This is a genomic window from Bifidobacterium imperatoris, from assembly GCF_002860405.1.
GTDB classification, from domain to species: domain Bacteria; phylum Actinomycetota; class Actinomycetes; order Actinomycetales; family Bifidobacteriaceae; genus Bifidobacterium; species Bifidobacterium imperatoris.
This window is the reverse complement of sequence record NZ_NMWV01000025.1, coordinates 25,462-37,945: the sequence shown is the minus strand read 5'-3', so window position 1 is coordinate 37,945 and position 12,484 is coordinate 25,462. Positions and strand designations below refer to the sequence as shown.

The following is a 12,484-nucleotide window of genomic DNA, read 5'->3' as shown; positions in this document are numbered from 1 at the left end:
GAGCCAACCATGCATTCCGCAATCACATTACGTGGACTGCCATATGAGAATCTCAAGCGTAAGCCATTGCGCACGGCAGCATTACTCACCATTGTTACTATCCTGTCGCTGACGTTCTTTGGCGGAACCATGCTGACGATGAACCTCAATACAGGCATGACCAGCATGGAACAGCGCCTTGGTGCCGATCTTATGGTCGTGCCGCAGAACACCGCGCAGCAAGCGGAAGCTTTACTGACCAATGGCAATCCAAGCACGTTTTATTTCACTACCGATATTGCAGACACAATCAAGAGCGCCGATGGCATCGAACAAGCCAGCGAACAGACCTACATATCATCACTGGCTGCTGCTTGCTGCGATGAAAAACTGCAGATTATCGGATTCGATCCCGCTTCCGACTTCGTTATTGAGCCTTGGATTGCTTCCCAATTTGATGGCACACTTCAAGACGGACAGATGATTGCCGGAGCCAACGTGAATGTGTCTGTTGACGGCACTATTGAACTGTATGGACGTGATTGGCCGGTCGTGGCTCAGCTTGCCAACACCGGTACCAGTCTCGACAATTCAGTGTTCATCAATACAGCCACTGTGCCTCAGATGGTGGCTGTTTCATCGAAGATGACCAAAAACAGTGCGTTCGCCAAGAATGCCGATAAAGCTGTTTCGACCGTACTCATTAAAGTGAAGCAAGGATATGACGCGCAGACGGTGGCTGACAACATCAAACATCTCGATTCCCGTTTTTCCGATTTGGGCTATGTATATCCAGGCGGTATCACTGCCACTACGAAAAACTCGTTGAACGCATTGATCTCCTATCTTGCAGTGTTTGTGTCTGTTATCTGGGCGATGGGTGTGATTGTGCTGCTTGCGGTTTTCGCCTCGTCGGTGAACGAACGCAAACGTGAATTCGCATCGTTGCGCATCATGGGTGCCACTCGCGGCATGTTGAATGCGATTATCGTAAAGGAATCGATAATGATTGGGGCCTCCGGTGGCATTGTCGGAGTCGGGCTGGCCAGCTTGATGATTTTCCCATTCAGCTCGCTTATCGGTACGCAACTGCAACTGCCGTATCTTCAAGCTGGACCCATCGCGATTATTGGGTGTGCGGTGGTGACTCTTGTTTGTTCCACTGCCATCGGCATTGCCGGCTCGATGCTGACTATGTGGCGGTTAAGCAAGCCGGAAGCATATCTCACCTTGCGGGAAGGGGACTGACATGGCAAGTACTTCCCATTTGCTTGTGCTTTGCGAAGTGACCCGTCAGTTCATTCGCCGTGGCAAGCCGTTCAGCGCCGTAGATCATGCGAATCTTATCGTTGATGGAGGCGAATTTATTGCGGTCGTTGGCCGATCCGGCAATGGTAAAAGCACATTGATTAATATGGTCGCTGGACTGATTCGCCCGACCTCAGGATCAGTGACTGTCGATGATCGCAATGTGGCTGCTCTCTCGGACAATGAGCTTTCCAGGCTCAGGAACCGCACTCTCGGTTTCGTGACCCAAGGTCATACTCTGTTGGGTAACCTGACGGTGCTGGACAATGTGATATTGCCGGCCACAATGTTCCCCGATCCTTTGCCGTTTGCCTGCGATGATGAGGGCGAGATTTCCGAAGAAGGTCAGTCATTATCCGATGATGAGGCGTCGGCGGCTGATTCCAGCCTGCCGGACACCATTGTTCCCTTTGCCGATGATTCCGGTGCCAAGTCAGCGGATGCGCAGAATATTCAGGCCGGTCAGAGGAGTGCGTTGATTTCTCGTGCACAAGACCTGCTGAACCAGCTTGGCATCGCTGATCTGGCAGATAGTTACCCGCGCGAGCTGTCCGGGGGAGAGATGCGGCGCGTATCCATCGCTCGTGCGTTGATGAATCAACCGAAATTGCTGATTGCTGATGAGCCGACCGGTGATCTTGACCAGGAGAGTACTGATATTGTGATGCGTCTGCTCAGGGCTCAAGCCGACAATGGTATGGCGATTCTTATGGTCACTCATGATCCTGATGCTCTCGCATGGGCGGACACGGTATATCGCATGGATGCTGGAGTGCTGTCCAAGGTATAGGTGTATCATTGCCTGCTGGTGTCTGCTGCAAGGCAGATATCGTCTGGAGTCATAGCCCATCAACGGGTCGGTGGTCGTGTTCTGCAAGAATGCAGCCATTCGTGAGTAATCACGTCGAAGCGTTGGAGAGGCCCGACTCAGCGTGTGGCATCAGTACATGAGGCCATGCGTTCCGTTCAAATAACGACAGAAGGATTAATCCAAATGACGAACGTTCAGCGTTCTCGCCGTCAGGTGCGCCTTTCCCGCGCCCTCGGCATCGCACTGACCCCTAAGGCTCAGCGCATCTTCGAAAAGCGTCCGTACGCTCCTGGCGAGCACGGCCGTGACCGTCGCCGCACCGAATCCGATTACGCGGTGCGTATGCGCGAAAAGCAGCGTCTGCGCGCTCAGTACGGCGTCTCCGAGAAGCAGCTCCGTGCCGCTTACGAGAAGGCCACCCGTACCGCCGGCCAGACCGGTAACGCCATGCTGACCGATCTCGAGACCCGCCTCGACAACCTCGTGCTGCGTGCTGGCTTCGCCCGCACCACCGCTCAGGCTCGTCAGTTCGTGGTTCACCGTCACATCCTCGTTGACGGTAACGTGGTCGATCGCCCGTCCTACCGCGTCAAGCCTGGCCAGACCATTCAGGTCAAGGCTAAGAGCCAGACTATGGTTCCGTTCCAGATCGCCGCTGAAGGCGTGCACCGCGATGTGCTGCCGGCGGTTCCTGGTTACCTCGACGTGAACCTTGCCTCCCTGAAGGCCACCATGACCCGCAAGCCGGAAGTCGAAGAGATCCCGGTGCAGGTCAACATCCAGTACGTGGTCGAATTCTACGCCCGCTGATCCGGGCCCATCTGGTCAAAACAATCCAGGACATACCGCTCGAACCCCGCGCCTCAAAGCGCGGGGTTCCTGCGTTCTGAAGACAAATTGGCGTAGCATGGTCAATATGATTCTTCACTTGCATTTGGTCCGTCACGGACAGACCTACTTCAACCGATACAACCGTCTGCAAGGATGGTCCAACTCGCCGCTTACCGAATCAGGCATCGCTGACGCTGCCAAAGCGGGGGAGAAGCTCAAGGACTTGACCTTTGCCGCGGCATACTGCTCGGATACCACACGTGCACAGCAGACCGCAGAGAAAATTCTGGACATCAATGAGTCGGCAGGTCGCACGCGTCCTGAATTGATTGCGGACATGCATTTCCGTGAACAGTTCTATGGCTATTATGAAGGCCTCGATATGGCTATGGCTTGGTATGCTGCAGGCGCTCCGCATGGTGCGAAGACCTATAACGAGATTGTGGAACGATTCGGCCTTGGCGCGTCGCGCGATTTCCTCAAAGAAGCCGACCCATTTCATGATGCGGAATCCGATGAGGAATATTGGACTCGTGTAGAAGGGGCTTTTCGGCTTATCGCAGATAATCCTGATTTGCATGACGGTGATGGTGTGTTGCAGATTTCCCACGGCAACACCCTGTTGAGCTTGGCTCACCGTTTTGGCGGTTCTGACTTGGATCTGAGCGAACGCCCGGCAAACGGATCGGTAACGGTAATCGATTTCGACACTGACAAGCCTTTTGCAGATGCCGTGACCATAGTGTCATACGGCAAATAACCACCAGATGAATCATCAAATTCAACACCCAAACCCATACCGTCCATATTGACTGTAGGTTTTTAAACACGAACTGTAGGTTTTTGGATACCGGCTGTAGGGTTTTGAACGTTGACTGTCGGGTTGACACACTGACTGTAGGGTTTTGAACGAAATCCGTTGGAAAACCTACAGTCAGTGTTCAAAAACCTACAGTCAATCTACAGTCAATATGGAGTTGGTGGGGTAAATAGAGCGCAAGTGCTACTCTTGTGCGAGTATATGTGACCTCAAGGAGGAAACAATGGGAGTCGGAGAGATCGCTGGCCTGATCGCGGCCATCGCGTTCGCTGTATTGGCCGGTTTCATGATCTATCCGCTGATCAGACTCGGCAAGATGTTCGATCAGATTGCGCTGACCGTCAAAGAATCGGGAGAGCATGCCATTCCTGCATTGGATGAAGGAGTAACGACAGTCAAGCAGGTGAATAAGTCGCTTGAAGATGTCAATCGAATCTCCGCAGCGGCATCCACAACCGCGAATAATGTTGGTGCTTTAACCGATTTGTACGGTTCCTTCTTGGGCAAGCCTGTAATCAAGGTTGCCTCTGCTGCATATGCATTGAAGTCCACGGCTCAGTCCTTCATCGCCAAGAATGCTGGCGATACTGCTCACAAGGGGGAGTGATGTTCAAACGCATCTTCTGGGTCGGTGTCGGTGTGGCCATAGGCATTATGGCAGTCACCAAGGCGCAGGCGTATGTCAAGGCAAATACGCCTGATGCAGCACGCCAGTTCCTGCTCGGACCTGATCAGCACAATGTGCCGATGAGGACGCTTGAAGGTTTAGTCAATGAATTCAACGCGACTCGTCGAGCCCGCGAGGCTGAGCTGAACAATAAATACAACGTGCAAGCCGACTGATTGACGACTCGACTGTAACCAGTCGATGTCATCGGTTGATTCTCAATATCTCATATATCACAGTCTTTCCATTAATATAGAGGCGTTATTACGCCTAAAACCAACAAGGAGTACATCCCGCCATGCGCACTGCGGAAATCGCAAAGCGATACCTCGATTACTTCGCCAAGCACGACCACCTCGTTGTGCCTTCGGCGTCGCTGATCTCTCCGAACCCCACCACGCTGTTCACTATTGCAGGCATGGTGCCATTCATTCCTTACCTGATGGGTGAGCAGACCCCGCCGAAGCATCGTATGGCTTCCAACCAGAAGTGCGTGCGTACGCTGGATATCGATGAGGTGGGTAAGACCACTCGTCACGGCACCTTCTTCCAAATGCTCGGCAACTTCTCCTTCGGCGATTACTTCAAGGAAGAAGCCATCCATTACGCATGGGAACTGCTCACCACTCCGCAGGATCAGGGCGGCTATGGCTTTGATCCTGAGAAGCTGTGGATGACCACCTTCACGGATGATGACGAAGCCCGTTCCCTGTGGATTAACGAGGGCGTGGACCCCGAGCACATCCAGAAGATGGGCATGGAAGATAACTTCTGGACCACTGGTGGTCCTGGCCCTGGCGGCCCATGCTCCGAGATTTACGTCGATCGTGGTCCTGAATTCGGTAAGGAAGGTGGACCGATCGCCGACGAGAACCGTTATATCGAAATCTGGGATCTCGTGTTCGAGAACTACGAGGTCGACAACGTCAAGTCCAAGACTGATCTGCACATCGTTGGCGAACTTGAGAACAAGAACATCGATACCGGTGCCGGTTTGGAACGTCTTGCCTACCTGATGCAGGGCAAGAACAACATCTACGAGACTGACGAAGTCTTCCCGGTGATTGCTGCAGCCGAGCAGCTGTCCGGCTTGAAGTATGGCGAGAATGAAGAAGCCGACGTGCGCTTCCGCGTGGTGGCCGATCACGTTCGTTCCGCTTTGATGATCATGTCTGACGGCGTGCGCCCCTCCAATGTGGGCCGTGGCTACGTGCTGCGCCGCCTGCTGCGCCGTACCGTGCGCTCCATGCGTATGCTCGGCGTTACCGATCCGGTGCTGCCCACCCTGTTCCCGACTTCCAAGAATGCTATGGAGGCCAGCTACCCGGAGCTCAACGACACCTTCCATGAGGTGTCCGAATCCGCATACGGCGAGGAAGATGCGTTCCGCCGCACGCTGGAAACCGGTACCACCATCCTTGACGTGGCTGTGAACAAGGCCAAGAGCGATTCTTCTGAGCCGACTGTGACCGGTGAGGATGCCTTCAAGCTGCATGATACCTACGGCTTCCCGATTGAGCTGACCCTTGAAATGGCAGCCGAGCAGGGCGTGAAGGTTGATGAGGCTAAGTTCCGCGAACTGATGGCTGAGCAGAAGTCCCGCGCACGCGCCGATGCTCTGAAGAAGCGCCACAACGTGGATCTCTCCGTTTACGACGACTTCAAGAAGACCCTCGTCAAGCCAATCGACTTCCTCGGTTACACCGACATGTCCGCTCGTGCCAAGGTCATCGGCATCATGCAGGAAGGCAAGGGCTCCGTACCTGCCGTCACCGGACCGGCCAACATCGAGGTCATTCTCGACCGTACTCCGTTCTACGCGGAAGCAGGCGGCCAGCTCGCCGATCAGGGTGAGATTCTCTCCGACGATGGCGCTGTGCTCGAAGTCGATGACGTGCAGAAGCCGATTAAGGACCTCATCGTTCACCAGTGCCGCTTGACCGAAGGCACACTGGTTGTCGGTGCCGAGGTGAACGCCAACATCGACCTGAACCGTCGTGGCGCCATCGCCCGTTCCCACACCGCTACCCACATGGTGCACAAGGCACTGCGCGAGGAACTCGGTCCGCAGGCTACCCAGCGTGGTTCCGAGGACGCTCCGAACCGTCTTCGTTTCGACTTCCAGTGGTCCAAGGCACCGGCCAAGTCCGTGATTTCCGCAGTCGAAGAGCGTGTCAACGACAAGCTGCGCGACAACCTCGCCGTGACCACCAAGGAAATGAAGTTCGATGACGCCATCGCTCTTGGCGCCATGCACCTGTTCGGTGAAAAGTACGGCGACATTGTGCGTGTGGTCTCCATCGGTGAAGACGGTTGGAGCCGCGAGTTGTGCGGTGGTACCCACGTCGACCATGTTGGCAAGATCGGTATGGTGAACATCCTCTCCGAGGCCTCCATCGGCCAGGGTGTGCGTCGTGTGGATGCCGTGGTTGGCCAGGGTGCTTACGATTTCAACGCTCGCGAGCACGCTCTGGTCTCTCAGCTCTCCGACAAGCTCAACGCTCGTCCGGACGAGCTCGCCGAGCGTATCAACACACTGCTTGCCAAGCTCAAGGAATCCGATCGCCGTCTGGCTGCCATGTACGAGGGCCAGCTGGCTGCCGCTGTGCCAGCTCTGGTCGCTGATGCGAAGGCTTCCGATGCTCCGGTTAAGGCTGCGGTCAAGAACGTAGGCCACTTCGGCACGTTCGATGCTCTGCGCAAGACCGTGCTCGACATCCGCGGTCAGCTTGGTGAAGATGCTCCGGCCATTGTGGCTCTCGCTGGCGTGAACGAGGATGACAAGCCGATGGTGGCCGTTGCCACCAATGAGGCCGCTCGCAAGGCCGGCATCAAGGCTGGCGATCTGGTTCGCGGCGCATCCAAGATTCTCGGCGGTGGTGGCGGCGGCAAGCCGGACTTCGCCCAGGGCGGTGGTGCTGATGCATCCAAGATTGATGAAGCACTCGAGGCTTTGAAGCACGAGGCGCAGAAGGCCTGACGCCTGTGGTGTGGTTAGGCGTTGATTTAGGTAATGCTCGGGTCGGACTTGCTCTGTCCGATCCTGAGCTTACCTTCGCTCACCCGGCAGGCGATATCTATGTTGCCGGTGATTACTTCTTTGCTATTGACGATGTGCTTGACGTCATCGAAGACGAGCATGTGACTCATGTTGTTGTTGGTCTGCCCTTACAGATGGATGGGACTGAGGGTAAAAGCGCAAAAAAGGCGCGTCGCTGGGCTGCCAACTTGGAAAAACGTCTCCATGCTGAGGCAGAGCACGCATTAGAGATAGAGGAACATTCGATTCCGCAGGTATCATTGATAGATGAGCGATTGACCACAGTCAGTGCGCATCGACAGCTCTTCGAGGCCAATAAATCCTCGAACAAGCATAGGCCTTTGGTCGATCAGCAGTCGGCAGTGGTGATTTTGCAAACGGCACTCGACCGTGCCGGGAAACAATGAGGTACGGGTTCATGTCAGACAACATTCATGATTTCTTTGATGAAAACACGCATTGGGTCGAACAGGGGACCGGTGTATTGGGTGGCGGTGAGCCGCCGCAGCCTCCTAAATCACGACGAGAGATGCGTAAGCGCCGTAAGCAACGCAAGCAAAAACGCTATGGTGTGCTTATTGCCGTTGTTGTGGTTATCGCGCTGATTGCTTGTGGCGGATACTTTGGCGTACGCAAATTGCATGAGATTCGAGACAGCCAAAGTCAGTCAAATGCGATTGTTGAGGATTATCCGGGTCCTGGATACGGTGAGGTGTCGTTCACTGTTGAAGACGGGCAGGGCGCAGTGGAAATCGCGAAGAACCTGCTGAAAGCGGATGTCATTAAATCCACCGATGCCTTTACCAGTATTGTTGGTGCGAATGATGCCAAACTATATCCAGGCACGTTCACGCTGAAGAAGCATATGGCGGCTTCTGACGTGCTGACTATTCTTACGGACAGCTCGAAGGCAGCAGGTTTCCTTGAAGTACGGCCTGGCGAACGTGTCAGCGCGGTTATTACCGATGCCGCAGCGCTTTCCGGTATTTCCGAAGATGAATTCAATGCCGTCATCAACAATAAGGGAGATGGCATTCTTCCCGCTGAAGCTAATGGAAGCTTCGAGGGATGGCTTGAGCCAGGCACCTATAACGTCAAAGGCATGAGCAGTGCTTCCGACATCTTCAAGGACATGGTGGATAAGCGCATCGCCAAGCTTGACGAGTTGGGCGTGCCTTCCGGCTCCGATCGCGAACGGGTGATGATTATCGCTTCCATCGCCGAGGCTGAAGTCAACAAGGCTGATTATTACGGCAAGGTGACGCGAGTCATCGAAAACCGTTTGGCGCAAGGCATGTCTCTGGGCATGGATTCCACGGTTGCCTACGGCAACAATGTGCAGCCGGCTGACGTAACCACGGCAATGCTTCAGGATGAGTCGAACCCGTATAACACATACAAAATTACTGGTCTGCCGCCAACCCCGATTAGCAATCCCGGTGATGACGCGATTCAGGCCGCAATGAATCCTGAAAGCGGAGACTGGCTGTACTTCTGTACAGTCAATCTCGACACTGGCGAAACCAAGTTCGCCACCACCGCCGAAGAGCATGACAAGAATGTTGCCGAACTTCGCCAATGGCAAGCAGAAAACCAGTGATTCAGCTTGTAAGTGCCTCCCACAGGGGAGGCACTTTTGTTATGCAAAACACACAACCTCAATGCATAAACAGTTAAGTTACAGCACCGCGCTCAACATCAACGCAATGATTGCCGCCACCAGTATTACCGGCACATAAGGTACTTTGCCGGCGTAAGCCGATTGCGGGTGGCTCAACTTAGTCCAACATCCTATCCAAATAAGACCGCAGATTCCCATAGCCAACCACCACAACACAATGGTAAACAGACCGAACATGCCAACTGCGAGCCCAACCGGCACCAACGCGGTCACATCGCCAAATCCCAATGAGCGTGGCACAATCAATGCCAATGCAAACTGAATAAGACAGCACAGCACTGTAAACAACAGCGTTTGCAGTAATACGAACAAATCATTGGTCATAACGGCGTATACCAATACGGCAATAAGCTGCACCAGAGCGCCAATAGCTACCCAAGGCAAAGGAACCCGTCTCACTCGCATGTCTTCAATGGACAACGCAAGCTCACATAGCAGACCGGGAAGAGTGAACAGGTATGGCATGGCTTACCATTATCCCCTAGTTATTGACCATCTGGAATGAGAGGGATGCTATGTTGCGCTGGCAGACGGCGGGAGAGTCTCACGGTGAGGCCTTGGTGGCCATGATTGAAGGACTGCCGGCCGGCATCCGAATCAGCACAAACGATATCGTTGCTGCCTTGGCGCGTCGTCGTTTGGGATATGGTCGCGGCGCACGCATGAAGTTCGAGCAGGATCAGGTGCGTCTGCTCACTGGCGTGCGTCATGGTTTGACGCTTGGCTCTCCGGTGGCCATTGAAATCGCCAACACTGAATGGCCGAAATGGACCGAAGTCATGAGCGCTGATGCACTCGACCATGATCTACCTCGCGAAGGTCGCAATGCTCCGTTGAGCCGCCCCCGCCCAGGCCATGCCGATTTGACCGGTATGCGCAAGTATGGTTTTGACGATGCTCGTCCGGTGTTGGAGCGTTCCAGCGCTCGTGAAACTGCATCCCGCGTGGCACTTGGCGAAGTTGCTCGTCAGTTCCTCGAGCAGGCGTTCGGCATTCGAACCGTATCTCATGTAGTGGCACTTGGCGGCGTCTCCACCAATCCTGATTTGCCGCTGCCGACTCCGGACGATGTGGAAGCATTGGACGCTTCTCCGGTGCGCACTCTTGACAAAGAAGGGGAGCAGCGCATCATTGAGCGCATTGACGAAGCCAAGGCCGCGGCCGATACGCTTGGCGGTGTGGTGGAAGTGCTTGCCTACGGTGTACCCGCCGGTATCGGTACGTATGTGGAATCCGATCGTCGTCTTGATGCGGCATTGGCCAGCGCCATTATGGGCATTCAAGCGTTCAAGGGCGTCGAAATCGGTGATGGCTTCCTTGAGGCTGCTCGCCCCGGTTCTCAGGCTCACGACGAAATCGTGGTGAACGCGGATGGCCGCATCGACCGTCTCTCCAACCGTGCAGGTGGTATTGAAGGCGGCATGTCCAATGGTCAGGTGATTCGCGTACGCGGTGCCATGAAGCCGATTCCTTCCATTCCGAAGGCATTGCGTACCGTCGACGTGCTCACTGGCGAAGCGGCAAAGGCCATCAATCAGCGTTCTGATAGCACGGCGGTGCCGGCTGCGGCCGTAGTGGCCGAGGCAATGGTTCGCTTGACTCTTGCCCAGTACGCCTTGGACAAGTTCGGTGGCGACAGCGTTGAGGAAACGCATCGCAATCTTGAATCTTACCTGGCTTCCTGGCCCGAGCACATGCGCTGATTACAGGATGTGATGATATGGCAGCACATCCTTATGCAGTAATTCTTGGCATGATGGGTGCCGGCAAAACCCGTGTTGGCAAGGAAGTGGCGCATATGCTTCATCTTCCGTTCGCTGACGCGGATGCTGAGATCGAACGCGAAGTCGGCATGAAGATTCCCGCATATTTCGAAAAGTATGGTGAGCCGGCTTTTCGAGACGTTGAAGCGGATGTTATCGCCGATTTCCTCGAGGATTTCGACGGTATTTTCTCCCTTGGCGGAGGAGCGCCAATGACTCCTTCCACTCAGCGCGAGCTGGCAACTTATATTGAGCGTGGCGGCAAGGTGGTATACCTCGACGCGGACCCTCAGGAAGCTATGGAACGCGCGAATCGCGGCGGCGGTCGCCCCATGCTCAACGGTGACGCCAATGCTCGATGGAAGAAGCTGTATAAGCAACGCGACCCTGTGTTCCACGACGTGTCCAATGTTCACGTACATACCCGAGGACTCACCCCACAAGGTGCTGCCAAGAAAGTGATAGATATGGTTTCCCAACGAATCGTTCATGTGAATGGCGCAACCATTGAGCCTTACGATGTTGCTATCGGCGAAGGCGCTATGAACCGATTGGTGGATGTGCTCGGTACCAAGCCTCGCAAAATTGCTCTGATTCATACTCAGCCGGTGCAGCGCCATTCCGATCGTGTCCGCGCGCTGCTACGCCAAGGTGGCTATGAAGTCTCCGACATTGTGATTCCTGATGCCGAACCAGGCAAGACCATTACCGTGGCCAATGGCATTTGGGAACGCCTTGGCAACGAAGGTTTTACCCGCTCGGATGCCGTGGTGGGTGTCGGTGGCGGTGCCGCCACTGATTTGGCTGGATTCGTGGCGGCTACATGGATGCGCGGCATTCGATACGTCAACTGCCCGACCTCATTGCTGGCTATGGTTGATGCTTCCACCGGTGGCAAAACCGGCATTAACACGCCGCAAGGTAAGAATCTGGTCGGATCGTTCTATACGCCGGCTGGAGTCTTGGCGGATATGACCACGTTGGCCTCGCTTCCGAACGATATTTTCATCGAAGGCCTAGGCGAAGTGGCAAAGTCCGGTTTCATTCGTGATACCGAGATTCTGCACATTCTCGAAGAGCATGCCAGCGAGCTGAAGAACTTCAACGGCCAGACGTTCCTGGGTTCGCCTCTTGAGGAAGTAGTCGCTGAACTCATCGAACGCACGGTAAAGGTCAAGGCTTACCACGTCTCTTCCGATCTGAAGGAGAAGGGACTTCGTGAGTTCCTGAATTACGGCCATACGTTGGGCCACGCCATTGAAAAGCTGGAGCACTTCCGCTGGCGTCATGGCAACGCTGTGGCCGTGGGCATGGTGTATGCCGCGGAACTTGCCAATATCATGGGACTTATCGATCGTGATGTGGTGGACTACCATCGTTCGCTGCTGTCTTCTCTGGGATTGCCCACTTCGTGGAACGGTGGCTCATTTGAAGATGTGCTCGCCCTGATGCATCGCGATAAGAAGGCGCGAGGCAATGAGCTGCGATTCGTGGTTCTTGATTCCATCGGCCATGTGGTTCATCTCGATAACCCACCCGTCGAGGATGTGGAAGAAGCATTCCGCCGCATTCAGCAGTAAGGAG

12 protein-coding genes are annotated in these 12,484 nt (G+C 54.8%); 11 read left to right on the top strand and 1 reads right to left on the bottom strand.

All coding sequences use genetic code 11. The annotated features are described in order from the left end of the window. Positions 1-9 precede the first annotated feature (9 nt). The 9 genes from Tam1G_RS08915 to mltG all read left to right on the top strand — a co-directional run bounded on the left by Tam1G_RS08915 (position 10) and on the right by mltG (position 9,056). The gene (locus Tam1G_RS08915) at positions 10-1,227 is read left to right on the top strand and encodes an ABC transporter permease (protein WP_101626236.1); all 1,218 of its coding nucleotides are present in this window, start codon (positions 10-12) and stop codon (positions 1,225-1,227) included. Between the two features lies 1 nt (position 1,228). Further along, positions 1,229-2,077, top strand: a complete 849-nt coding sequence (locus Tam1G_RS08910; protein WP_101626235.1) for an ABC transporter ATP-binding protein — start codon at positions 1,229-1,231, stop codon at positions 2,075-2,077. Positions 2,078-2,281: 204 nt separating this feature from the next. Beyond that, positions 2,282-2,908 (top strand): 30S ribosomal protein S4, encoded by a 627-nt coding sequence (gene rpsD, locus Tam1G_RS08905; protein WP_033891006.1) that lies wholly within the window; start codon positions 2,282-2,284, stop codon positions 2,906-2,908. Positions 2,909-3,014: 106 nt separating this feature from the next. After that, complete coding sequence (locus Tam1G_RS08900; protein ID WP_165781968.1) at positions 3,015-3,689, top strand: histidine phosphatase family protein; 675 nt, start codon at positions 3,015-3,017, stop codon at positions 3,687-3,689. A 283-nt stretch (positions 3,690-3,972) separates the two neighbouring features. Continuing rightward, on the top strand, positions 3,973-4,356 hold the full coding sequence (locus tag Tam1G_RS08895; protein WP_101626233.1) for a DUF948 domain-containing protein: 384 nt from the start codon (positions 3,973-3,975) through the stop codon (positions 4,354-4,356). Beyond that, the gene (locus Tam1G_RS08890) at positions 4,356-4,592 is read left to right on the top strand and encodes a hypothetical protein (RefSeq protein WP_101626232.1); all 237 of its coding nucleotides are present in this window, start codon (positions 4,356-4,358) and stop codon (positions 4,590-4,592) included. Before Tam1G_RS08895 ends, Tam1G_RS08890 begins: the two co-directional genes overlap by 1 nt. Before the next feature lie 122 nt (positions 4,593-4,714). Next, on the top strand, positions 4,715-7,396 hold the full coding sequence (alaS, locus tag Tam1G_RS08885; protein WP_101626231.1) for an alanine--tRNA ligase: 2,682 nt from the start codon (positions 4,715-4,717) through the stop codon (positions 7,394-7,396). A gap of 5 nt (positions 7,397-7,401) precedes the next feature. Beyond that, positions 7,402-7,863, top strand: coding sequence for a Holliday junction resolvase RuvX (gene ruvX, locus Tam1G_RS08880; RefSeq protein ID WP_101626230.1), 462 nt, complete (start codon positions 7,402-7,404; stop codon positions 7,861-7,863). 11 nt (positions 7,864-7,874) lie between these two features. Then, positions 7,875-9,056 (top strand): endolytic transglycosylase MltG, encoded by a 1,182-nt coding sequence (gene mltG / locus Tam1G_RS08875; protein ID WP_101626229.1) that lies wholly within the window; start codon positions 7,875-7,877, stop codon positions 9,054-9,056. A gap of 78 nt (positions 9,057-9,134) precedes the next feature. Here the strand turns inward: mltG and Tam1G_RS08870 are convergent, their stop codons facing one another. Next, a complete protein-coding gene (locus Tam1G_RS08870; RefSeq protein ID WP_101626228.1) occupies positions 9,135-9,602 on the bottom strand; it encodes a peptidase A24 in 468 nt (155 codons plus the stop codon). A gap of 50 nt (positions 9,603-9,652) precedes the next feature. On the opposite strand from Tam1G_RS08870, the gene aroC reads away from it, so the two are divergent. Both aroC and Tam1G_RS08860 read left to right on the top strand, forming a co-directional pair. Next, positions 9,653-10,840: a chorismate synthase gene (gene aroC / locus Tam1G_RS08865; RefSeq protein WP_033890998.1), complete on the top strand. Its 1,188-nt coding sequence runs from the start codon at positions 9,653-9,655 to the stop codon at positions 10,838-10,840. A gap of 17 nt (positions 10,841-10,857) precedes the next feature. Continuing rightward, positions 10,858-12,480: a bifunctional shikimate kinase/3-dehydroquinate synthase gene (locus tag Tam1G_RS08860; protein ID WP_101626227.1), complete on the top strand. Its 1,623-nt coding sequence runs from the start codon at positions 10,858-10,860 to the stop codon at positions 12,478-12,480. Positions 12,481-12,484 lie beyond the last annotated feature (4 nt).